Origin of the sequence: Parabacteroides sp. AF48-14, from assembly GCF_003477465.1 — a bacterium.
Lineage (GTDB): Bacteria > Bacteroidota > Bacteroidia > Bacteroidales > Tannerellaceae > Parabacteroides > Parabacteroides acidifaciens.
Window position 1 is genome coordinate 1 of sequence record NZ_QUDI01000057.1, and the last position, 23,251, is coordinate 23,251.

A 23,251-nucleotide genomic window follows, 5' to 3' on the forward strand; every position below is an offset into this window, starting at 1 on the left:
ATAGTTCAGTCAATAGAATCAAATCTTTATAAAAATATTTACTTTATCTTTCTTATATATCCTACAAATTCATAGAAAATAACAGATTTTAGACATATCATAACAAACACATATAATCCCACAGATAGTAAAACCTTCACCGATAATAAAAGATATATGTTTTCCATATTCTTTGTCAAAAACCATACACATCCAAAAACCGCCCCAGAAATCGCAAAATATGGCATTATATCTTTCAAAACCATCTGAATTGTTAGTTTTATTTCTATCCTTACATAATAAAACCAATAGATCAATGAGAGTAAATATACTCCGACATATGATAAAACCATAGCAAGTATCCCCCACTGGAACACACAAAGGACTGCCGCTATTTGGAATATACCTTGTAAAACATTCCCAATAAGGATAATATCTGATCGTCCACAAGATATCAACAATTGGATATACAAGGTACAAATGAAACTAAAAGCTCCCCATATACATAAAATTTGTAATATCAATACAGAAGAAGACCATTTATCTCCTATCGTGGCCAAAATAAATTCTTTTGCTACAAAAGCCAAACCAAACATCAATGGAAAAGATACGAATGAACCAAAACGTAACATTTTCCTAAACACAGTTAACTGCCGTTCCTTATCAGAAGAAACTTCTATAAAAACAGGTTGAGCTACCATGCTCAACATTCCAGAAATAGGCTGCATTGCCATTACCAACCACTTATTACTTTGAGTATAAAATCCGACCTGCTTCGCATCATAAAAACGTCCTAATACAACAGAAAATATATTAGCATTTACTTGTTGCACAATACTTGTAAAAAACAATTTCATACTAAAAGAAAGCATTCTTTTCAATGGCCTGAAATCAATATCCAAAGTAGGCTTCCAAGGTGCTAAAATAAAACGGAGCAATGATCCTCCAGCTATATAAACAAAATTCTGTGTAGCTAACGCCCAATAGCCATATCCATACATTACCAAGATTATACCAACAATACCTGAAACAAATAACGTAGCCATATCAATCATAGCTTGCAACTTGACCGCCATCTGTTTAAATAATACTGTATATGAGACAGATGCTATTCCAGACAAGAAAAAACTCAAAAAAACGAAACGGGATAAAGATACTAATTCAGAACGATTATAAAACTTAGCAATCAAAGGTGCACTCAAAAACAATATTAAGTAACAAGCCAAGCCTACAAAAAAAGTAAACCAAAATACCGCATTATAGTCTTTATGATTTGCGTCTTTTTTGTTTGTCAAAGCAACGGAAAAGCCACTATTAATTATCGTCCCTGCAATTCCTGAAAATACAGCAAGCATACCAATAAGCCCATAATCTTCTGCGTTTAAAGAACGAGCTAAATAAATACCAAACAAAGCACTAAGTAACTGCTGCCCTCCATTGCTCACCCCTCCCCAAAACAACCCTTTTGCCGTTTTCTCTTTTAGAGTCTGTTCTGCCATCACCTCCAAAACTGCATAATAGCCAGCCGCATTTCTTTCTCAAAATACAAATAACCTGGCTGTATTCTCGTTTTTAAATTTAAATTCTTCAGTTTTGCCCCTATTACCTCTTTATCATCATGCAAATGATAAATGCAAACAGACCCGCTGATATGTTCACCATGTCCCAGGATATAAACTGCACCATCTAATGCTTTCCTTTCATATCCTTCTATATCCATTTTCAAAAATAAATTATTGATATCCATCCCTTGATCTTGAATAAATGAATCTAAAGTAATATTATCTTCATTATCAACATCACTTACATATTTACGAACAATAGTTATCTTATCCTTCCAAGGAGCAAATGTTGCTTCCAATGCCTCAATCCATGCCTCATCACATTCAAAAAGATAAGCGTGATCAATATACTCAATTGTATCAAGCGTGAAATTAGCTTCTGCAGCACCAATATCTAATAAAGTTTTACCCTTTAACTCTTCATAAGAACTGACATACCTATGAGCCGAACGTTTATCTTGCTCAATCAAAAGTCCTCGATAGGTAGATTCGGCAGAAGCTACCATATCTCGTTTAAAGTACAATTTCTTTCCATTATGAACTACATAAGGCAAATTATTCGTAGTATCTATGTTTATCTCATAATGTTGCAGGTCATACTCTTTCTTCCATATATATGGATATGGGGAATTGCCGGCAATTCCCCAAGCTTTATAAGCTTGCTCTTTTTCATTTTTAGGAGAGATGATGGAATAATACAATTTACACCAATACCATCTCATTGTTCCTTCAAAATCACGAATAAGCATCAACAAACTACCTAAAAAGGCCTTATAAATAACCTTTCGTGTTTTCTCTGGAACTATATTTCTATACAATTTTGCTAACATCAACTTAAGATTTATACGTTTTCATTCTTTTTCATCGTTTTTCTTATTCAATCGTAACCTGCACCATCCAGAGTTTGAACGGCTCGGCTTTGGGAGATGGGAAGGATTGGATCAAACGGAATAGTTGCCTGGTGGTGGCGACATCGGTTTTATAATATTTACCATCCGAAGCAGGTAATTTCAGTTGGTGACAATTTGTCACCAACTCACTACCTTCAGCTTTTAACCTCTGTTTTAGCTTATTCCAATATTTTCGATCATCCACACTGTCTGTAAGAATACCCACTACATCAACAATAGAGAAATACCATTCTTCCGTCTCGTCGTCCCAGACTGTACGAACCTTTTTCTCTTCGAATATTTTAATTGCTTCTTTCTTTGTCATTCCCTTGTTCCTTCAACCGCTTATCAAGATGTTCTATTTATTCCATGCCCATGGAATTTTTGTTTCATGCCCATGAAACTTTTGTTTTGTCACCAGAAAACTTTTAAGGAATCATATCTTTGATAACCCTTCCTCTACCTCCTCTATTGAAGGTAAAGACGATTGCAAGTCCTCCGGCAATATGTTTTTCAGATGATAAGCAGATATTCCCAATGGTTTGTGAATATCGGACAAAGAATATTCGGCAATTACATTGTCTTTTGTTTTACAGATCAACAAACCGATTGTCGGATTATCACTTTCTTCACGCATTTGGCGATCAACGGCAGTGACATAAAAGTTTAATTTTCCTGCAAATTCAGGTTCGAATTTAACTGTCTTCAGTTCAACTACAACGTAGGACTTCAACTTAATGTGATAGAACAACATATCCATAAAATAGGATGAGTCGCCAACCACAACTTCAACCTGACGACCGACATAAGCAAAACCCGTCCCCAACTCCAGTAAAAATTTTGTGATATTTTGTACCAAAGCATCTTCCAACTCACGTTCCTTATAACCAACCGATAAGGTAAGAAAGTCAAATGTATAAGGATCTTTCAATGTTTCTATCGCCAGCCCACTCCGTTCGGCAGGAAGAATTTGTGTAAAATTTGTAATCGCATGGCCTTGAGTCGCATAAAGATCAACCTCCATATAATCTAACAAGGTTTTACGACTCCAACCTTCTTCATTTACTTTACGAGCGTAGAAAAGAGCTTCCTCAACGGATTTACATTTTGTTATGATTTCTCTATTATGCCCCCAAGGAATTTCTCCCACAACTTGTGGGAGTTTTATATCTTCCTGTGAATAAAATAGATACCACTTCTTTATATACCACAAATTTGTAGTAGAAAAGCCTTGCATCTCAGGAAATTCTGCACGTAGGTCGGCACTTAATTGAGGAATAACACCACTTCCCCACTTTTCTTCCACCTGCCGATCGACAATATCCGCCCCGATGCTCCAATAGAGTTCTAACAAAGCAGTGTTCACACGAACTGCCGCTTTGATCTGGCTCTGCCGGATACGTTGCTTCAATTCTTGAAGCCAATGTTTATAATCAGAGGCTATTTCTGCTTTTGTCATTTCCTTGTTCCTTCACCCGCCCATCAAGATATTCCGCTTACCTCATGCAGAGACACTTTTGTAATATATTTTTGTCCCGGATGGCTCGGATTATCAGGTATTGTAGGCATCAGGAAACCAAATTCAACCAAATCACTTACATACTGTTTGAGATTTTTCGATTGATAAGTGACGCCTAAATAAGATAATATTTCCCGGCTACTACGTGCCTCTGCACAATAAGATAATACTATTTTCTGCTTCTCTGACAAATTATACTCCCTGTTTCGGTCAACATTACTTCCGTTGGTAACAGGGTTGGTAACAGGGTTGGTAACAGGGTTGGTAACAGGGTTGGTAACAGGGTTTTCTAACGGAACATCCAATCGCATCCTATCAGGAGAAAAAGATTCTCGTAAAACGGGAACTTCTAATCCCATTTGCCCCCAGACATAACGCAGGTTCTGCAAACCACTGCCAATACGTTCGCCAACATCAACCAAAACAAACATCTTAAATACACTCGCATTGCGGGGATCACTGATACCGCCTTCAAGAGCTTCATCCATTGTGATGCGCAAAGCTCCCGGATTCGAGATAATCACATGGTCTTTATGCTTTTCGATCACAACACCCCTACGACCATGGTAATCGGCATGAATCAACGCGTTTGCCAAAACTTCTCGTAAAGCAGAACGGGCAGGCGTGTCATCAATACGGTCTAATCCGTTACGCAATTGAAAGGGAACTTTCAATCCGGATGTCAGACGATCAACAATCCTGAAATAAAAATCAAAAAGATTACCCGACCAATCACCGGAAGCAGAAAAGACACGGTCCGTATAACGGTTCCCGTCTTCGATCTCCCGATAGTCCAGAAAATAATTCGGATATTCGTTGGTGATCAGCATTTCCGTACCAAACATCAGAATACCGGCTAAAGTCGGATGGACTTCAGGAGCGTCACTACTACGTTTGAGCGCACCGACTTTCAATAGAAACTCGACATCATCCAAAGTGTTCCAGACATGTTCGGGTTTCAGATTACGAAAGCGCATCCTGAAACGATAAATCGTATCTTTATCCAGTTCCTGCCAATCGACATTTTCTATTATTGTGCTATCTAAAGTAATATCCGCTTGGTCGCGAAGCATCGCTTTTACTTCTTCGCGCTGGCAATGATAATCACCATCGGCATTCCTCCGGTATGTACCGGCAAACAGGTTGTCATTAATAAAAACGGGTTTATAATGACGGTCTGCACGAGGAACTTCAATAACTACAACGTCTTTATCTTCAAAGGAAAGAGCATAAACCTGGCGATTGAAAAGCAGGTTATCGCTCACTTTCTGTTTATTATTAATCTGGTTCCAGAAAGATTGGATAATCTTGCCACTGTCCTCAACGCCGGAAACATAAAGCTCTTTATTTTTCTTATCTTCCGACACGCCAAGCAATATGACGCCTCCATCCGTATTACAGAAAGCAGAATAACTTTCCCATACAGATGCAGGAACCTCTTTTTCGGCCTTCTTCGCTTCCAGCCGAAAACTTTCTCCCTGACGGATCAATTGCAAGACTTCTTCTTTTGTCATCGCCCTACGCAATGATAAACAAACCCATTCTCCTCCAGTTCCTTCACATCATAGATATTCCTTCCATCCAATATCAGCGGCGTAGCATCAACTTCTTGACAGCAGACCAGGAAGGCATGCGGAACTCTTTCCATTCCGTGACAAGCAGGAGGGCATCGGCATCCACTACGGCATCATAAATATCTTTTGCATAATGGATCGTATCACCTAAACGACGGCGGGTTTCTTCCATCGAGACAGGATCATATACATAGACTTCACAACCGGAAGCCAACAGTTTATCAATTAAAACTAAGGATGGGGCTTCGCGCATATCATCCGTTTCCGGCTTAAAGGCCAAACCCCAGATAGCTACGCGTTTTCCTTTCAGATCGCCTTTGAAATAATCATTCAGCTTACGGAACAGGATCGATTTCTGTTCTTCGTTGACTTCTTCAACAGCTTCCAGGATACGCATACAGTAACCATTCGATTTAGCCGTTTTAATCAACGCCTTTATATCTTTCGGGAAGCAGGAGCCGCCATAACCGATACCGGCATATAGGAAACGGTTGCCGATACGGGCATCCGAGCCAATCCCCTTACGTACCATATTCACATCCGCCCCGACGATCTCGCACAGATTCGCAATGTCGTTCATAAAGCTGATACGGGTAGCCAACATAGCATTAGCCGCATACTTCGTCATCTCGGCGGAAGGGACATCCATGAAAATCACACGGAAGTTATTCAGCAGGAAAGGACGGTACAGACGAGTCATCAACTCTTCTGCACGTTCGGATTCAACACCGACGACCACACGGTCAGGGCTCATGAAATCCTTAATAGCTGCACCTTCTTTCAGAAATTCGGGATTGGAAGCGACATCAAACTCGATCTGTAGTCCCCGCTTATCCAATTCTTCCTGGATCGCCTCACGAACCTTGCGGGCCGTACCTACCGGAACGGTACTCTTCGTCACGACCAAGAGATGCTTTGTCATGTTGCGACCGACGGTACGGGCTACTTCCAGCACATACTTCAAGTCGGCACTGCCATCTTCGTCGGGAGGAGTACCTACGGCACTGAAGAGGACTTCGACCTCGTTCAGGCATTCCGTCAAATCGGTTGTGAAATGGAGACGGCCGGCTTGCTGGTTACGGTGAACCATCTCTTCAAGACCGGGCTCGTAGATAGGAATGATACCTTGCTTCAGGTTTGTGATCTTTTCGGCATTTACGTCGACGCAGAAAACTTCGGTTCCCATTTCTGCGAAACATGTACCGGTGACAAGTCCCACATAACCTGTCCCCACTATAGCTATTTTCATGATTTTATAATCAAATAAAAGTTACGATTACGTGCCTCCAACAGGGTTTCGGACACACAAAGGTTCGTCACTCCCATATGGGGAACGACGAAAACGCCACAAAGATAAGAAATTGGAACCATTGTACACCTTAAAATTTAGTTTTTGTACAAATTGACATATTCCACGTTAAGCGTACAAATTATAGTTCGGGATAATTATCCGTTGTCCAAAAAGGGGGTTATTGTATAAAACGCATTTTTCCGGCCCGAATGACGTCCGAAACAAAACAAATGTTAATCCGTTTTTTCGACCTCAAAAAGGGACTTTTTCGCCTTTTTTTGAGTGTTTCCAGCAATTACGACCGTCCTCTTTGCCATTACGCTGCTAATGTGTAGTGCACTCGGCACCTCGCGAAGATTAGCACGGTCGTAATGGCGATTTGGACGGTCATAATTAAAAAGAGGACCGTTTTCATGGCAAAAAAGCCCCTAAATTTCCTTGCGATATTTGGAACGCCGTCCGTTTTATTTTCAAATATTCGATTCTCCGGGAGTTAAGCTTTATCACTTTGACGGCGTTTCCGGTTTTAGGGAAACAAATTGCACGTTTTTCGGGATGACCTCGGCAGCCCGCTTTTTTCAGTGTCAGCCGGAGAGGTTAAAACCAAGAAAAGAGTCAATCCAAAATTGATCAGAATTTCGGACGAAATAGAAAAACGCCAAAAAAGAGGGTTATTGTAATTTTCAGGTTTAGACTGATTCGTATAATCTGCCTCATTCTTTATCGTAAGAATACAACAATCCGAAGCTGATGCTCCCGATTAAGAGCAAGACTATGATATAGTCGTTGATGGCTGTAAAAGAAGGAACCTGGGCGTAACTAAGTGATACGATCATTTCCTGTATCCCTTTGTACAAGCTGCTATCGCCTTGCAACCAGAATGTCAGAACTATTCCCGATATCAGGCAGAGTGTAATAATAATCTGCGGCAACAGGCTGTTCCGTTTAGGCAACCGCCTCATTACCCGTTTAGAAAAGCCGTTATCCGCTAACTCCGCCTTGTTTGCTTTAAAGAGGTCGTATAGTTGTTTATCGTCAGACATAATTGATACTGTTACATTATATATTATACTCCGTGTTTTTAAAATACTCTGTCAGTTTCTTTTTCCCTCGCGACAGATGGGATTTTACTGTCCCGAGCGGTATGCTCATGATTCCGGCAATTGTTTCGACTGATTTGTCTTCCATGTAGAACAGAAGTACGACTGTCCGTTCGTCGGCACGCAGAAGTAAAAGTGCACGTGTGAAATCAATTCCTAAATCTTTATCCTGGCTGCCGGCTGGCAAGACGTCACCCAATGTTTCCACATCCAGCTCTGCTGAAAGCTTCCGGCTACGAAGATAATCATAAAACGTATTGTACGCAATCCGGTAGAGCCAAGTCGAAAAGGTGGAGATGGAACGGAAGGAACCGATGTTGAGCCATGCTTTCACAAAAGTATCCTGCGCCAGGTCTTTGCTCAGTTCTTCGTCTCCGCCCGTCAGGTTGAAGAAGAAGCGGCGCACAGGCGACTGGTAGGCTTCAACCAACCGGTTGAATGCTTCCCGGTCACCCAGTAAAATGACTTTTGAAATAAGTAGGGTGTCAATCTTCATCTTCTATTCCGTGTTTTTCCCAGATAACGTGAATAATCAGAAAGCCGATTCCGAGTATAAGAGGGATTAGGCCGACAGACATATTTTGGACTGCATACGCCGGATTGGAATTGAACAATTGAAAGATCGAGATGCCGATACCGATTGAGATCAGGAGAATCGCCGTCTTGAGTGATTTGTACTTCTTACTCGGCTCTTTGATCAAGTCCTCCGGGAACTTTTCTCCTTTTTCGAGTGCTTTCACGTATAGTTCCGCTTTCAGTTGGTTACGCTTCTGATTTTCATTGCTTTTTATCCAGACCATAAAGATAACGAAGATAAAGGGTACTGTCAAAACAATAATCGGGATTAAATGATTGATCATAATCTTATACTTTTAAATTAAACATTCTTACAAATCTCATCTATTAGACGGAAGAAAGTAATCGTTTAGATGCAAAACAATGAAATATTCCTTTAAATCTTTATTATCTTTGTATCAGGATAATTAAAAAACTTGTATCTGTCTGAATGATAGTATGTAGTAGAAAGGTAGATAATTATTGTTGGTAATGATTTAGCGACAATGTAACTTCTTTGATATTCTGCGCTTTGCATCATCGTTTTGGCTTCGGTGGTTGCTTTTTTCGGTTTAATCATTTGGTTACTCACCCTTTAATAATACAATTATGACAGCAGATAACAGCCTTATGCAACGATACGGCAAGACAGTAGTTTATCTCTTATTGCTTCAGCGAAGTAAATCCGCAATACCTAATAGAGATTATTCAGACAACTATTTAATCCTCAAACAACAGAATATATGGCAAGGAACTCTTCTGACTGATAGCAAGACGGAAACACTGTTAAAGTAGGACAACACGCCATATTGCCTCATTTAGTACACTTCCCGCACGATATGGGAAATCTTTGGAACTCTTTTTATAATTCACCCAATATTGAAAACAACCCCAAAAGGTGTGTTTTTATCAATAAAAATCCGCAAACACAAAAACATTATTACTTTCCTCATCTTCAAGAAGTGAAGCAACCAGTTCTTTGAGTTTACCACTGAGCTTGTTTTTGTAATATGCTTCTTCGAGTTCAGCAAAATCCAGTTCAAAGTGGTATGCATGTTCATAATAATTTAAAAGCCGGGGATTGATATACAACTCTTTTCCTTTAAAATCGGAAAGAGTTATTTTTTGGCGAAACAGTTCTCCTGTTGCTTTGTTGCGCATATAATACTTTGGTGTCGGAGATTTCCCTGTTTCCCGATAAGGGTAAACCGCCATAAACTGATATTTTCCCGCATCCATACAGATATCCATAACCGTCATTGGGGTTTGACTGCTCAATATTGGTTTTTTGTACATATATGGAGTTAAATGCTTTTCTTTGCTGTAATGAAAAACGGTGTCGGATTCAGGATTGTATAAAAGTAATCCGTCCCCCGACTTTCTCACACGTCCGTAACTCACCTGACTAGTAAATACACTGTTCAAATCGGTATAACTCAGATCTATATTTTTGTTTGGTAGTGAGATATAATCCAGCACTGTACCATCCAATTTGGAAATAAGAAAGAAAGCTGAATCAATGGTTTGTACTATATCTGGGGCATTGCTTTGTATGATAGATTTCCACAATTTCGTGTTATCATACACCAATATGGACACATCGTCAAACAAAGCCATTTGTCCGTTAACATTCGTCTGAGGTAAATTTATTTTCCTTTTGAATTCACCCAATGATGAATAGACCATAATATGATCGCTAAAGTCGGGCGAAACAAACACTTCATCATTTGCTTCGTCATACATTAGCGAATATGCATCTCTGTATTCTTCCGATCCTTGTCCCCTACGGTTAAAATGTGATTTGGGATTTCCCTCTTTTGAGAAAAACAGCACGCTGTTCTGAGAGCGGTCTATAACAATAATATTGTTTTCGGTTACATAATCAATGCTACCTTTATAGAGATAATCATCATTTTTTGAATTGAGGTACAGATAAGAGACATCCGCAATATCGGTGAGCTCAATTTTCTTTTCGGGATATTCTTTGGTGACATCAATAAATGCCAGTTTCTCTTGCAGTTCCTTATTAGAGGTGCAACTTGCAATTACAAGTGATAAGACTAAATAAAATACTTTTCTCATAATACAAAGATATTATTAATATATAGAAAATCCTTATCAAAAGGCGGAATAATGGATACTATATCTCGCCTTTTGAATCATACAATGCTTTTTCAGTAGATGTATCTTTTTGATGGCGTTGTTCACTTGTGCGCCTCCCACATTGAACAGGTCGGCGATTTCCGCTGCCGTCATCCATACATTTGCACCCTTAAAAGTTGACCTCATAACTCTACTAATTTTTAGTGAACAAAATTATTCATTGTAGAGCTGTAAGAAGATATGCAAAACGCAGCCAATTAGCGCAATCAAACCGGGCAAACCTCTTTTTTCATGAGATATTTCATCGTTTCAAAAAAAAACGCCTGCATTTGCAAGCGTAAATTCCATTCTTCCCTTGTTTATCAGTATATTGTCTATCATCCACCTCACCGGGATAAAAGTAACGGGATGGTAACATAACTCCGGTTTCATTTGGCTTTTTATGTGGTTTCCGTTGGCTTCGCTCTCTATTCCCCTTTTTGCCTTAAACCATTTATTCACAACTGTCTTGCGCCGTTCTGCTCTACCATTCAAATTTTCTACTTATCTTTGCTTCGAATTCATCTTACACTGACGAAATAAATGAATGAGACCATATTAAACGGCTTATTAAATCTATTTGCTATTTTTGCTTCCTCCGTGCGGATTGAAAGGGAGCAGGCAAGTCGTGCCGTTCATTCGTATCTGTCCAGTCACTTCGGAGTACGTTCCCATAAAGAATATATCGAACTTTATAATGCGTTGCGCGAGATGTACGACGATTCGCTCTTTGTGCTTGACAAGGAGCAGATTGTCCGTAATATCTGCGAGCAGATGAAAGTGAAATTGCGTGCGGAAGAGCAGTTGCTTCTGCTGATCCGTTTTGTGGAGTTTGCCTATACGAATAGCGAAGAGGCGGAGAATCACTTGGAGCTGTTCCGCTTGGTTGCCGATATTTTTGCGATTCCGCAGAAGGAGTTCGACGACTCGCTCGCTTTTATTACGGGCAAACCTTCTTCGTCTTTGCTGACCATCAGCGGGGAAGAGGAGGCGACCGGTAACCATATCGTGCGGAAAGGCATGGAAGGTTTTATCCGTGTCTTCTTTATCCGCCGCTTTGACAAGCAGATTTTTACTTATCACGGAAGCGGGCAGGTGTTCATGAACGATATTCCGCTTTCGCCGGATATGTTCTACGCCTGGCAGCACAGCAGTGTGTTGAAAGGACCGCTGTTCCTGCCTGTCTACTACAGTGACCTGCTGACCGTTTTCAATAAGAACGAGCGTAAGGAGGTAATCCGTCTGGCCGGACGTGATATTGATTTTACTTTTAAGAATAGCCATAACGGATTGCATAATTTCTCTTTCAACCTTGAATCCGGACAACTTGTCGCCATTATGGGAGGTAGCGGTGTCGGTAAGTCTACGCTCTTGGGTATTATGAACGGGAATATCCGTCCCGATCAGGGAACGATTACCGTGAACGGCCATCCGCTCGATTCGCCGGAAGCGCGTCAGTTGATCGGTTTCGTGCCGCAGGACGATTTGTTGATCGAGGAGCTGACCGTCTACCAGAATCTCTTGTACACGGCCCGACTCTGTTTTGCCCGTTTATCGGACAAAGAGATCGGGGAGCACGTGGAGAAGGTGTTGAAGGAGTTGGACCTGGAAGAAATAAAAGACCTGGAAGTGGGTTCCCCGATCCGTAAGACGATCAGCGGTGGGCAGCGGAAACGCCTGAACATCGCGCTCGAGCTGATACGCGAACCGGCCATCCTGTACCTCGATGAGCCGACTTCGGGACTGTCGTCATCCGATTCTGAGAAAGTCATTATGTTGCTGAAAGAGCAGACACACCGGGGAAAGTTGGTGGTCGTGAATATCCATCAACCTTCATCTGAAATATATAAATTGTTCGACCGGCTATGGCTGTTGGACAGAGGCGGTTATCCGATTTATGACGGGAACCCGATCGAAGCCATTACCTATTTCAAGCAGGCGGCCAAATATACCGATCCCGATATCAGCGTATGCAGTGCCTGCGGAAATGTCAATCCCGAACTGATCCTGAATATCATCGACTCCAAGAAGATCGACGATTCGGGTAACCAGACGAATATCCGGAAATTCACGCCGGAGGAATGGCACGAGGAATATCTGAATTCCCGTCCCGTCTTTCCGGCTGTCAAGGAAGAGGCTTTGCCGGAAAACCAGCAAAAGAAGCCTTCCTAGTGCAAACAGTTTCTGATCTTTCTGGAACGGAATATCCGTACGAAGCTGACGAACAAACCCTATTTAGCTATCACACTGTTGGAAGCCCCTCTGCTGGCCTTGATCGTCGCACTGCTGACCCGCTATATGGACGGGGATGAATATACGTTGCTTGCCAATAAGAATTTTGTTTCCTATATCTTTATGTCGGTGATCGTTGTCACTTTTATGGGGCTTAGTATCAGTGCCGAGGAGATCATAAAAGACCGGACGATCCTGAAGCGGGAACATTTCCTCCGGTTGAGCCGGAGCAGTTATCTGACATCCAAGATGGTTTATCTGCTGACCGTTTCCGGACTGCAATCCTTATTGTTTATCTTGGTGGGGAATGCGATTATCGGAGTGGGAGGCGAAATGTTCCTGACGTGGTGGACTATTTTGTGGGCAACCTCTTTCCTGGCAAACCTGACGGGGTTGATCCTGTCTCAGACAATGAGTTCGGTGGTCGCCATTTATATTACGATCCCGCTTCTGCTGATCCCGCAGATTCTGCTTTGCGGTTTGGTTATCAAGTTTGACGACCTGAACACCCGCGCCTCGGATGAGAATATCGTGCCGCTGATCGGAGAGGTGATCCCTTCCCGTTGGGCCTTCGAGGCTTTGATGGTCGAGCAGTTCCGGGATAATGCTTACAACCGCCCGTACTTCCCGATCGAAAAGGAAAAATACCTGGCCCAGTATTATGAGAACGTGCATTCCCCGGAAGTACGCAGCCTGGCTGAACAGCTTGCCGGGAAGGATGATCCGGATAAGCGGAAAACCGTAGAGAATGAACTCGTCGTATTAAGCCGTGCCGCCCGTATCGCTCCCCGTGCCGCGAATGAGGATTATCTCTCTTACCTGGATAAAGTTGATGCTGCCCTGCATGAGCGGGCGCATAATTTTACGGCTTACCTCGATCAGGTACAGCAGGAACGGAGCCGGGAAAACGGAGCCGAATGGTTGACGGAGTTGAAGAAAGCCCATCATAATACGGCAATCGAAGACCTGGTAATGGGTACCGGAAGCCGCCATATGTATAAGGAAACGAATCACCGTATCTACCCGCTGATCGGGACGGTTTATGTGGAGCCGGATAACGCCTGGGGACGTGCCGCCTTCTACAGTCATGAGAAAAATTGGGCCGGATATCATATTTCTACTTATAAATTTAATTTATTGGTTATAGGTTTCTTTGCATTATTGGCGATTATCGCTATATTCGCAGAGTTTCCGGGACGTTTCCTGAAACGGGACGAATTTTGAGGTTCGAGAGTAATAAATTATTAAATTATACAATATGAAAAAGAGTGTATTAAGCATGCTCGCCGTAGCAGCATTAGTGTTTGGAATGACTTCCTGCAACGGAGCCAAAAAAACAAACGAGGAAGCCGAAAAGACTGAAGAAGCTGCTGTTATAGCAGGTAAGGCTCCGAAAGACCTGTTGACTGAAGAGTTGAAACAGGAGACAATTCAATTGTTGAAGGACATGCCGGATTCGGAAATTCCTTATCGCCTTTCTACAGGTGAAGTAAAAGTAAATGTTGGTGATGTTAAATACATGGTGCCGGTTAGCAAGGCTGCCGAATTGAGCACTCCGACACAGAAAGCCCGTGCATTGGGTATGTACATGGCTGATTATAACGTATTGAAAGCTGTTGGTCAGCCGACTGCTGAGGTAGAAGCCGTGATTGCCAAGCTGGCTACAGACTTGAATGTGTCTTTCGTATTGGATATCCTGAAAGAACAGGCTCCGAAAGATGCTACTAAAGAACAAATGCAGTCTTTCCTGAAAGAACAGGAAAACCAGATCATCGACAAGATGGCTGCTGAAAACAAGATAGATGCCGAAGTTGAAATGTTGGGCGCTGCTTCTGCCGAATATGCTTGCCTGATCGCTAACCCGACATTGGTTGTACAGGGTGATGCTACTTCTGCAGGTCTTTCCGCAAATATGGAAAAACGTGTCAGCATGCTGGAAGAAGTGGTTGCTGATTTGGCCGCTTATTATCCTGATCTGAAACAGTTGGGCGAAACAATCTCTCCGTTGAAAGAAAAGGTTAACTCTATTCAGGAAGCCAGAGCTGCAAATGCAGAGATTATGGGTATCCGTGATGCGTTGCTGAAATAAGAATTCCTATACATTAGATAATAAAAATAGCCCGGCTTTCTTTTGAGAGCCGGCTATTTTGCTTTTAGCATTAACTTTCTTATCCCTTGTAGGCGATCGAAAGCAATGTGATATCGTCCGATTGGATCGCGCCAACAACAAATTCGCCAACTGTTTCGGTTATTTTTTCTACAACCTCTTTCGGGTCTTTCCCCGCCAATGAGCGGCAGTTTTCGAGTAGTCGTTGTTCGCTGTACTGTTCGTGCTTCGTGTTCATGGCTTCTGTCACCCCGTCGGTATAGAGGAACAGGTTATCGCCCGGAGACAGCCGTAATTCCTTCTCATGATAGCTGACATCTCCGATAGCACCCAATACCAGATCGTTAGTTGTCGGGACTTTGGACACGGAACCGTCTTTTTTCATCAGAACAGGTGGATTATGCCCGGCATTGCAATAGGTGACAACACCTGTCCGGATATTCAGGATACCGTAAAAAACGGTGACAAACATATCGTTCACACTTTCCTGGCAGAGTATGGCGTTGGAGCGCTGCATACACATCGAAGCTGAATTTTCGGTGAGAGCGATGGCACGTATAACCGTCCGGCTGATCGCCATGAAGATAGCTGCCGGAACGCCTTTACCCGATACGTCGGCAATGACAAAGCCCAAACGGTCCTGCCCGATGCGGAAGAAGTCGTAGAAATCGCCTCCCACATATTTGGCCGCATTCATATAGGCATACAGGTCGAATGATTTCAGCTCCGGGAACGGAGGGAATGTCTTAGGCAGGATTGTCTGCTGGATCTCTTGGGCGACATGTAGGTCGTTCTGGATGGATTCCAACTGCGTGTGTTCCTTTTGCGCCTGTTTGATGAAAGCGATCTGTTCGGCCGCCTTTTCGATCGTCCGTTCGAGGTCTTCCAGATTGATCGGCTTCGTAGTGAAGTCGAACGCTCCCTGGTTCATCGCGCTACGGATGTTTTCCATATCGCCGTAAGCCGATACCATAATACATTTGAGGGCCGGGTTACGCATCTCGTTGATCTTCGTGAGCAACGTCAGTCCGTCCATCTCCGGCATATTGATGTCACTCAGGATCACATCGAAGTCCGGCGTGGCAAGCAGCATCTGGAGTGCTTCCAGTCCGTTGTGGGCGAAGTGGAATTCATATTCGCCCTTCTTTATCTTGCGACGGAAATATTGGGTAAGCAGTATTTCCAGGTCCAGTTCGTCGTCTACACTTAATATTTTTATAGCCATAGCAGCATTGTTTCTCTGATTATTGAATCGGAATCGTGATGGTGAAACGGGTGAACTTGTCCGGTTCGGATTCCATCTCGATTGTTCCGTTGTGTTTTTGTTCGATGATTGATTTGGTGATGGAGAGGCCGAGTCCGGTTCCTTCGCCTACCGGTTTGGTCGTGAAGAACGGGGTGTAGAGCTTCTCCTTTACCTCTTTGGTAATGCCGGACCCGTTGTCTTCGATCACGAGGCGTACCTGGTCTCCGTCTTTCTTCAGGCTGACCTGAATTGTCGGGTTGTAAGGGTTTTCCGTGACGCCTTTTGATTTGCTGAACACAGCATAGCAGGCATTGTTCATCAGGTTGAGGACCGCGCGACTGAAATCTTGCGGGATCACTTTGACCGGCGGAAGTGTCTCGTCATATTCCTCTTTGATGGCAACATTGAAACTCTTGTTGTTGGCACGCACAGCATGGTAGGATAGCCAGACATATTCTTTTGTCAACTGGCAGAGATTGGTCGGGATATATTCATCGTCTTTTCCGCGTGAATAGAGCAGGATACCCCGGACAATGCTTGAAGCCCGGTTCCCGTTATCCTCGATCTTGACCATATTCTCTTTCAGGTCGTCCATGATTTCCCGGATTTCATCGTCCGCATCTTCCGGCAGTTTGCTCTCCAGTTCATCCAGAACATCTTCCATATCTTCCAACAACTTGCGCGATAGTTTGCTGAAATTGATCACAAAGTTAAGCGGGTTCTGTATCTCGTGTGCGATACCGGCGCTCAACAGTCCGAGTGATGCCATCTTTTCCTGCTGGCTGATCTGTTTTCTCAGACGTTCTAACTCATTTCTACTGTTATCATCCATTGTCGTTGCTCTTTTGGTAGATAGGAATCGTAATCATAAATTCGGTAAAGTTATCCTTCTCGCTCTTTACAATGATAGAGCCCTGATGGTTCAGGATCACTTCCCGACAGAGGTATAAGCCGACACCGGCCGCTTCGGCGGTGGGCTTCGTGGTAAAGAACGGTTCGAATATCCGGGCTTTGATGCTGTCTTCGATACCGATACCGTTATCGCGGATAGAGAGGAAAACCGTTCCGTTCAGCCGTTTTTCCACCTGGATGGTGATGAGCGGAGAGAATTCCTGCTTCTGCAACTTCTTCAGCAATGCATATACGCTGTTTTTGAGCAGGCTGAGCATTACCTTGTTCATCTGTTCGATGTTGATCTCCGCCATCGCCGGTTCTTCCGGACACAGAAGCTCGATCTCTATCTTATTCTTTTCAATGTCTTCCTTGAATAACTTGTTGATCACATCTACATTTACCTTGCAGAGGTTTCCGATGTCGGTGGAAGTGACGTCGCCATGCCGGTCTTTCAGCAGTTCTTCCATCGCCTTGACGATCCGGACCGTGTTGCAACCATGTTCGTTTATCTTCTGGAGGTTACTGTTGATCATGTCAAGAATCTCGATCGTGTCGTCATAATTCTCTTTAGACATGGTTTCCCGTTCGTTTGTGATATTCGACTTCAGATCCTTGATCATACCGGCGGAAAGTCCGGCAAAGTTATTGATGTAGTTGATCGGGTTCAGGATACGGTCAACCAGACCTTTCGTCAATTGTCCGACCGTCGCCAGTTTTTCTTTGCGGACCAGCTCGTCTTGCGCCTTAGCTAAGGCATCGAGGGCATCGGACAGTTTTTTGGATTCGTTCAGCACCTGGTCGCGCTGGATGCGGAGCTCGATTGTCCGTTCTTCCACGACTTTGGCGAGATACTCTTTTTGTTTCAGCTGTTTGCGCAGTTTCCCCTTGTAGATATACAGGATGAATTGGGCAACGATCAAGGTGGCGATCCATCCTCCCCAGTCGTAATACATTGACAGGATAATCAATATCCAGTCGACTAATACAAGCTTCTCTACAATTTGCAGCCTTACTTTGAGTGATGCTATTTCTTTAATGTCGAAATCTGCCATATCAATGCATGTCTTTTGTCATTGTAAGTATATTCTTTCCTGCTGAACGACTGTAGGTGACTTCCGTCATCAGTTGTTTGACAAGATAGATTCCGAGTCCGCCTATCGGGCGCTCTTCCAGCGAAAGTGTCAGATCCGGTTCCTGTCTTTCCAGCGGATTGAAATCCGTGCCGGTATCTGTTATGACGATTGTCAGCCGTTTGTTTTCGTAGCTCATATCGATGCGGATATCCTGATCCTTCTTATCCGGATAGGCGTACAGGATGACGTTCGTCACAGCTTCTTCAAGTGCCAGCTTGACCTGCATCAATTGTAGTTCTTCCAGTCCGTAAGCAACAGCTTGCCGGTCCAGAAACGCGTATAGACGGGTTAACTGCTCCAGTTCGTTTTTTATAATTAGCGTGTTTGTCATCTGCCGGGATAGGGACGCTTGTTATTCGATCGTGAGAATGGACGAGAACCCGGTGATGTTCAGTATATCCATGATGTCTTTCTGGATATTCTTTAACCGGAAAGTTCCCCCTTTGGCTTTCATCCCTTTTTGCAGCGTGAGGAGCAGGCGAAGGCCGGCACTACTGATGTAGGTCAGTTCCGCCCCGTTCAGAACGACTGCCTCTGCCTCTCCGTGCAGGATAGGCGCGATCTCTTTTTCAAGATCGACGGAGGTCAATGTATCCAATTCGCCGGAAAGACTGATGACTGTTTCTTTCCCGTTGTCTATTGTTATCTTCATATTTTTTGTTCTTAATTTTTCTGTCCAAGCAAAAGTAAAGATAATCCTTTATGTGACCAAGTTATTTGCAACGATTTATATCCTTCATCCGAATATTTCGTTTATCTTTTCTTTAACCTTCCTATCCATCTCCCGATCTCTCCGATCCAAAGAACCAGTGAAGTTGAACCGATGATGATTCCCCAGTCTTTTAAGGACAACGGGATAACGCTGAACATTTCGCCTCCGAAAGTAACAATCAGGTATTGTCCGATGATGATGAGCAGTGCGACCAGCAGGAAGCTCTTGCTCTCTTTCAGGTTGGCAAATGCCGAACGGCCTTCCATAAATGCTTTTGCGTTGAACATATTCCAGAATTGGAGCATCACGAAGAAGCTGAAGAACCAGGACAGGTCGTGTGGTGTCAGTCCGTCCTGTGCGTGGAAGTGAAGCAGAATCCCCATCAGTACAATGACGAATGCCAGTCCGACTCCGAATATATTGTAGGCCATCGGGCGGGTGATGATAAAGTCTCCATTCTTTCCGCTCCGACGAGGTTTGTCTTTCATGACCCGTTCGTTAGGCGGTAACGATGCCAATGCACCGGCCGCGAATGTATCCATGATCAGGTTCACCCAAAGCATCTGCGTGATGGTAAGCGGCGATTCGGTTCCGAGTAACGAGCCCAACAGTACGATCAGACAAGCTGCCACATTGATGGTCAGCTGGAACAACAGGAACTTCTGGATATTCCGGTATAAAGAACGTCCCCACATCACCGCACGGGTAATGCTGCTGAACGAATTATCCAGGATGGTGATATCGCTTGCCTCTTTTGCGACAGATGTCCCGTCTCCCATAGACAAGCCCACTTGTGCCGCTTTCAGGGCAGGCGCGTCGTTGGTCCCGTCACCCGTTACGGCGACTACGGCCCCTTTCTGTTGCAGCAACTGCACGAGGCGCTGTTTGTCGGTGGGGCGGGCGCGGCACATGATTTTCAGGTCGAGTACCCGATTCAATGCCTCCTCATCCGTCAAGGCTTCGAAGCCTGGTCCGGTGATCCAGTTACGTTCCGTATCTTCGGGCTTCCAGATACCGATCTGGCGTCCGATCTCTTTAGCCGTTCCCGGTGTGTCGCCGGTCACGATCTTAATGTCGATGCCTGCATCCAGACAGCTTTGTACGGCTGCCGGCACATCTGCACGCACGGGGTCGGAGATGGCGACGATTCCCAAATAGGTGAGGTCTGTGTTATGCAACCGGCCGTTGGCGAAGAACGCCGCATCCTGTCCGTCCTCAAGTATCTGGTAGGCAAATCCCAACGTACGCATCGCCTGGTTCTGGTAGTCCAGCAATTGCTGTTCGATACCGGCCCGGCAAGCCTCGACTGTTTTATAGGTTCCGTCGATCGCTACCCGGTTACTGTTAGCCAGCACAATTTCCGGTGCGCCTTTGACATACAACACCCGCTTGCCCAATAAAGGAGATTGTACGACTGTCGCCATATATTTCCGTTCGGTGGAGAAGGTCAACTGGTCCAGCACCCGTGCGTTTTCCCTTATTTCCAGGTAATTCTGGTGCTGGCCGTTCAGCCATAACAGCAGGGCTGCTTCGGTCGGATTCCCCAATGTCTTTATTTTCTCGTCCGAGAAGTCGAGGTAAGCGGTCGAGTTGACCGATATGCCTTCCTTAATCAGATTACTCAGCTCGTCGTCCCCTAACTTCTGGTCTTTCAGGTTATAGAAATTCGTCTGGTAGACCTGCATCTGGTTCTGGGTAAGCGTTCCTGTCTTATCCGTACAGATAACGGTCGTTGCCCCCATTGTTTCGCAAGCATGCATCTTGCGGACCAGGTTGTTCGTTTTCAGCATACGGTTCATGCTGAGCGCCAGGCTGAGCGTCACACTCATCGGCAGTCCTTCCGGCACGGATACGACGATCAACGTAACTGCAACCATGAATATATTCAGGATATGGGCAATCAGGTCCATGACCGGCATTCCGGATGAAGCCAGCAACAGCTTTGTCAGCAGCGCTATAAATGTGATGGCCGCAATCGTATAACCCGCTTTGCTGATCACTTTCGCCAGTCCGGCCAGCTGGATCTGCAACGGCGTGTCGATATTGTTTTCTATCTGCGAGCTTCATATACTTTTCCGTATCCGGTTTCATCGCCTACTTTTTCAACTTCCATTACGCCGTGCCCGTCTACGACAGTTGTTCCGCGCATCACTACATTGGAAGGATAGGTCGCCTCTTCGTCGAAGTCCGCTTCGTTTGTCGTCTTGCTGATAACCGGTTCGCCGGTCAGTGTCGATTCGTTAATTTGCAGGGAGATCGCTTCCAGCAGGTGTCCGTCGGCGGGTACTTCTTCGCCTGTTTCCAACACGACGATATCACCGACAACCACCTCTTTTCGCGGAACCTGGCAGATATTCCCTTCGCGAATGACCTTTACAAAGATATCGTCGTTGACTGTATTCAACACGTCAAAAGCCTTGTTCGCCTTCACTTCAAAAAAGAAACCGACGCAAGACGCCAGCATAATGGCAAAGAAAATACCGATCGGTTCGAGGAATGCCGTAAAGCCTTTCGCTTCCGGTCCCCAGCAATGAACGCCTGCTATAATCATCGACAGTAGCCAGGCTACCAGCAGAATCTTTATAATCGGGTCATTAAACTTTTCGATGAATTGGCTCCACAAGGAGGCTTTCTCCGGCGGGGTAAGGATGTTTTCGCCATGAAGGCGCCTGCTTTCTTCTACTTCTTGTTTGGTTAATCCTTGGTACTGATGTTTTTTCTCCATAAATTTATTAATCTGTTTCAGAAAATTGAGAGAGCAAATAAAGTAAAGTTAAGGGACATATACAAATACAAGGTGTTAATGTTTGTGTCGGCATGTGGCCGCTGCGGTATAGATTTCAAGCATGTTGAGATCGTTCATATCTGCCAAAAAATGAATTATTCTTCATAGCAACGTCGTCACCTTCTCCGGTATATAGCTGGTGCGGATGCGCCATTCCTGCGGGTAAAGGTTATTGGCCCGGTTGCCGAGATGCTTGGCAAAGCCGAGGGGGAATCCTTTATAGCGAAGTAAAACGTAGCCTTTTTCCGTATCATCGGGCAGGAGAAGGGCTTCTTTTTTCAGATACCGGATCGCGTTGTCCCAGTCCAGCTCGACCGGAGGGAAGGCGTCCGGATGCAAAGCGGTACTGAGCGCCAGCTCTTGGGCAGGGATGAAGTCTTTTCCTTTGGCTTCGCCGATGCAGATGCCGGCGGAGAGGATGCGCAGGTGTTCGCGGAGCAGCGGATAAACCTGCCGGACGGATTCGGGATGCATCCGGAGGAAATTGCCGTTCCATTCGGATGAAAACAGGTCGGCATCCGATAGATACGATTTGACAGCTTCGGGCGTGGCCGGTACGGCTTTCCCTTTCTCCTTTTTGTTTTTACTTTTGAACCGTATCTCTTCCGTTTCCCCTTCGGCTTTCCGGAGGACGGCCAGGAAGAAGCCTTCGCCTTTAGTCTTGTGAGGGAAAAAGCGGTAGACCGGGTGATCGTATTTGAGCGGGCCGGTCGTTTGCCATTCTTCTTTCACCGGAATGGACAGGGCTTCGGCGCCTAACTCCTCAATGATATAATGTATGTTTTCCTCGTCCTCTTCGGTATTGTAGGTACAGGTGCTGTAGACCAGCAGGCCGCCCGGTTTCAAGGCGTTCCAGATGTCATGGATGATACGGCGTTGGCGTCCGGCACAGAGTTCGACGTTGGCCACGCTCCATTCGCCTGTGCTGTCGGTGTCTTTGCGGAACATGCCCTCGCCAGAGCAGGGCACGTCGGTGACGATCACGTCGAACAGGTGTGTGAGACGGCCGATCTCCTCCGGATCGTTGTTGGTGACAATGCTGTTCGGGTTTCCCCATTTGGCAATGTTTTCAGCCAGAATATTACTCCGACTGCGGATCACTTCGTTGCTGACAAGCAGGCTTCCTTCCGGCAGCAGGCTGAGCAGATGTGTCGATTTTCCACCCGGGGCGGCACACAGGTCGAGGCACCGGACCGGCGCTTTTACATAATTCCGTATCGCCTGTTCGAGGAACATGGAGGAGGCTTCCTGCACGTAGTAGGCTCCGGCGTGGAACAGCGGGTCGAATGTGAACGACAACCGTTCCGGCAGGTAATAGCCCGTTTCGCACCAGGCAACCCGGTTGTCCGGCGCACCTGCTTTGGGAGCAGGTGTCCCTTTCTTCTCGTTTATACGGATACTGACGGGGACGTCGGCCCCTAACGCAGCCTCTAACCTGTCGAACTCATTTCCCAGTAATGCGCGGGTACGTGTGATAAAATCTATAGGAAGTGCCATCTTATTCTGCTTGTTTGGCACAAAAGTACTATT

At 44.6% G+C, this 23,251-nt stretch carries 16 protein-coding genes and 4 pseudogenes; 2 read left to right on the top strand and 18 right to left on the bottom strand.

Features of this window, described 5'->3' with window-relative positions:
* Positions 1-38: 38 nt before the first annotated feature.
* From DW083_RS19605 to DW083_RS22160, 11 genes and pseudogenes are all read right to left on the bottom strand, one after another.
* Positions 39-1,478 (bottom strand): lipopolysaccharide biosynthesis protein, encoded by a 1,440-nt coding sequence (locus DW083_RS19605; RefSeq protein WP_122333561.1) that lies wholly within the window; start codon positions 1,476-1,478, stop codon positions 39-41.
* Complete coding sequence (locus tag DW083_RS19610) at positions 1,478-2,371, bottom strand: FkbM family methyltransferase (protein WP_122333562.1); 894 nt, start codon at positions 2,369-2,371, stop codon at positions 1,478-1,480. Before DW083_RS19610 ends, DW083_RS19605 begins: the two co-directional genes overlap by 1 nt.
* A gap of 46 nt (positions 2,372-2,417) precedes the next feature.
* Positions 2,418-2,756: pseudogene (locus DW083_RS19615) on the bottom strand (Bro-N domain-containing protein); the annotation flags it as partial.
* Between the two features lie 111 nt (positions 2,757-2,867).
* Positions 2,868-3,890 carry a YhcG family protein gene (locus DW083_RS19620; protein WP_122333564.1) on the bottom strand — a complete coding sequence of 341 codons (1,023 nt, stop codon included), beginning with the start codon at positions 3,888-3,890 and terminating at the stop codon, positions 2,868-2,870.
* 23 nt (positions 3,891-3,913) lie between these two features.
* On the bottom strand, positions 3,914-5,464 hold the full coding sequence (locus tag DW083_RS19625) for an RNA-binding domain-containing protein (RefSeq protein ID WP_122333565.1): 1,551 nt from the start codon (positions 5,462-5,464) through the stop codon (positions 3,914-3,916).
* Positions 5,461-6,773: pseudogene (locus tag DW083_RS19630) on the bottom strand (UDP-glucose/GDP-mannose dehydrogenase family protein). The gene DW083_RS19625 and the pseudogene DW083_RS19630 overlap by 4 nt, the downstream one beginning before the upstream one ends.
* A gap of 755 nt (positions 6,774-7,528) precedes the next feature.
* Positions 7,529-7,858: a DUF5056 domain-containing protein gene (locus tag DW083_RS19635; RefSeq protein ID WP_122333566.1), complete on the bottom strand. Its 330-nt coding sequence runs from the start codon at positions 7,856-7,858 to the stop codon at positions 7,529-7,531.
* A 16-nt stretch (positions 7,859-7,874) separates the two neighbouring features.
* Positions 7,875-8,411: an RNA polymerase sigma factor gene (locus DW083_RS19640; RefSeq protein ID WP_122333567.1), complete on the bottom strand. Its 537-nt coding sequence runs from the start codon at positions 8,409-8,411 to the stop codon at positions 7,875-7,877.
* On the bottom strand, positions 8,401-8,775 hold the full coding sequence (locus tag DW083_RS19645) for a DUF6249 domain-containing protein (RefSeq protein WP_122333568.1): 375 nt from the start codon (positions 8,773-8,775) through the stop codon (positions 8,401-8,403). The genes DW083_RS19640 and DW083_RS19645 overlap by 11 nt, the downstream gene beginning before the upstream one ends.
* Before the next feature lie 604 nt (positions 8,776-9,379).
* Positions 9,380-10,552: a 6-bladed beta-propeller gene (locus DW083_RS19650; RefSeq protein ID WP_122333569.1), complete on the bottom strand. Its 1,173-nt coding sequence runs from the start codon at positions 10,550-10,552 to the stop codon at positions 9,380-9,382.
* A gap of 36 nt (positions 10,553-10,588) precedes the next feature.
* The gene (locus DW083_RS22160; RefSeq protein ID WP_158582144.1) at positions 10,589-10,759 is read right to left on the bottom strand and encodes a hypothetical protein; all 171 of its coding nucleotides are present in this window, start codon (positions 10,757-10,759) and stop codon (positions 10,589-10,591) included.
* A 396-nt stretch (positions 10,760-11,155) separates the two neighbouring features.
* Between DW083_RS22160 and DW083_RS19660 the strand changes: the two are divergent.
* Together DW083_RS19660 and DW083_RS19665 are read left to right on the top strand one after the other, a co-directional pair.
* A pseudogene (locus tag DW083_RS19660) lies at positions 11,156-14,068 on the top strand (ATP-binding cassette domain-containing protein).
* 34 nt (positions 14,069-14,102) lie between these two features.
* Positions 14,103-14,933, top strand: a complete 831-nt coding sequence (locus DW083_RS19665) for a hypothetical protein (protein WP_115500152.1) — start codon at positions 14,103-14,105, stop codon at positions 14,931-14,933.
* A 79-nt stretch (positions 14,934-15,012) separates the two neighbouring features.
* On the opposite strand, the gene DW083_RS19670 is transcribed toward DW083_RS19665, so the two are convergent.
* From DW083_RS19670 to DW083_RS19700, 7 genes and pseudogenes are all read right to left on the bottom strand, one after another.
* Positions 15,013-16,176, bottom strand: a complete 1,164-nt coding sequence (locus DW083_RS19670) for a PP2C family protein-serine/threonine phosphatase (RefSeq protein WP_115500151.1) — start codon at positions 16,174-16,176, stop codon at positions 15,013-15,015.
* A gap of 19 nt (positions 16,177-16,195) precedes the next feature.
* Entirely contained in the window at positions 16,196-17,029 is an 834-nt protein-coding gene (locus DW083_RS19675; protein ID WP_115500150.1) for a sensor histidine kinase, read from the bottom strand.
* Positions 17,022-18,143 carry a sensor histidine kinase gene (locus DW083_RS19680; RefSeq protein WP_122333571.1) on the bottom strand — a complete coding sequence of 374 codons (1,122 nt, stop codon included), beginning with the start codon at positions 18,141-18,143 and terminating at the stop codon, positions 17,022-17,024. The genes DW083_RS19675 and DW083_RS19680 overlap by 8 nt, the downstream gene beginning before the upstream one ends.
* A 1-nt stretch (position 18,144) precedes the next feature.
* Complete coding sequence (locus tag DW083_RS19685) at positions 18,145-18,555, bottom strand: ATP-binding protein (protein ID WP_122333572.1); 411 nt, start codon at positions 18,553-18,555, stop codon at positions 18,145-18,147.
* Between the two features lie 21 nt (positions 18,556-18,576).
* Complete coding sequence (locus tag DW083_RS19690; RefSeq protein ID WP_115500147.1) at positions 18,577-18,876, bottom strand: STAS domain-containing protein; 300 nt, start codon at positions 18,874-18,876, stop codon at positions 18,577-18,579.
* Between the two features lie 101 nt (positions 18,877-18,977).
* Positions 18,978-21,661 (bottom strand): annotated as a pseudogene (locus tag DW083_RS19695) (calcium-translocating P-type ATPase, PMCA-type).
* 162 nt (positions 21,662-21,823) lie between these two features.
* Positions 21,824-23,218 carry an rRNA cytosine-C5-methyltransferase gene (locus DW083_RS19700; RefSeq protein WP_122333573.1) on the bottom strand — a complete coding sequence of 465 codons (1,395 nt, stop codon included), beginning with the start codon at positions 23,216-23,218 and terminating at the stop codon, positions 21,824-21,826.
* Positions 23,219-23,251: the final 33 nt, after the last annotated feature.

Excerpts from the sequence above, each read along its gene's own strand:
- DW083_RS19605 (WP_122333561.1), bottom strand. The coding sequence starts at position 1,478 with ATGGCAGAACAGACTCTAAAAGAGAAAACGGCAAAAGGGTTGTTTTGG.
- DW083_RS19610 (WP_122333562.1), bottom strand. The coding sequence starts at position 2,371 with ATGTTAGCAAAATTGTATAGAAATATAGTTCCAGAGAAAACACGAAAG.
- DW083_RS19620 (WP_122333564.1), bottom strand. The coding sequence starts at position 3,890 with ATGACAAAAGCAGAAATAGCCTCTGATTATAAACATTGGCTTCAAGAA.
- DW083_RS19625 (WP_122333565.1), bottom strand. The coding sequence starts at position 5,464 with ATGACAAAAGAAGAAGTCTTGCAATTGATCCGTCAGGGAGAAAGTTTT.
- DW083_RS19635 (WP_122333566.1), bottom strand. The coding sequence starts at position 7,858 with ATGTCTGACGATAAACAACTATACGACCTCTTTAAAGCAAACAAGGCG.
- DW083_RS19640 (WP_122333567.1), bottom strand. The coding sequence starts at position 8,411 with ATGAAGATTGACACCCTACTTATTTCAAAAGTCATTTTACTGGGTGAC.
- DW083_RS19645 (WP_122333568.1), bottom strand. The coding sequence starts at position 8,775 with ATGATCAATCATTTAATCCCGATTATTGTTTTGACAGTACCCTTTATC.
- DW083_RS19650 (WP_122333569.1), bottom strand. The coding sequence starts at position 10,552 with ATGAGAAAAGTATTTTATTTAGTCTTATCACTTGTAATTGCAAGTTGC.
- DW083_RS22160 (WP_158582144.1), bottom strand. The coding sequence starts at position 10,759 with ATGAGGTCAACTTTTAAGGGTGCAAATGTATGGATGACGGCAGCGGAA.
- DW083_RS19665 (WP_115500152.1), top strand. The coding sequence starts at position 14,103 with ATGAAAAAGAGTGTATTAAGCATGCTCGCCGTAGCAGCATTAGTGTTT.
- DW083_RS19670 (WP_115500151.1), bottom strand. The coding sequence starts at position 16,176 with ATGGCTATAAAAATATTAAGTGTAGACGACGAACTGGACCTGGAAATA.
- DW083_RS19675 (WP_115500150.1), bottom strand. The coding sequence starts at position 17,029 with ATGGATGATAACAGTAGAAATGAGTTAGAACGTCTGAGAAAACAGATC.
- DW083_RS19680 (WP_122333571.1), bottom strand. The coding sequence starts at position 18,143 with ATGGCAGATTTCGACATTAAAGAAATAGCATCACTCAAAGTAAGGCTG.
- DW083_RS19685 (WP_122333572.1), bottom strand. The coding sequence starts at position 18,555 with ATGACAAACACGCTAATTATAAAAAACGAACTGGAGCAGTTAACCCGT.
- DW083_RS19690 (WP_115500147.1), bottom strand. The coding sequence starts at position 18,876 with ATGAAGATAACAATAGACAACGGGAAAGAAACAGTCATCAGTCTTTCC.
- DW083_RS19700 (WP_122333573.1), bottom strand. The coding sequence starts at position 23,218 with ATGGCACTTCCTATAGATTTTATCACACGTACCCGCGCATTACTGGGA.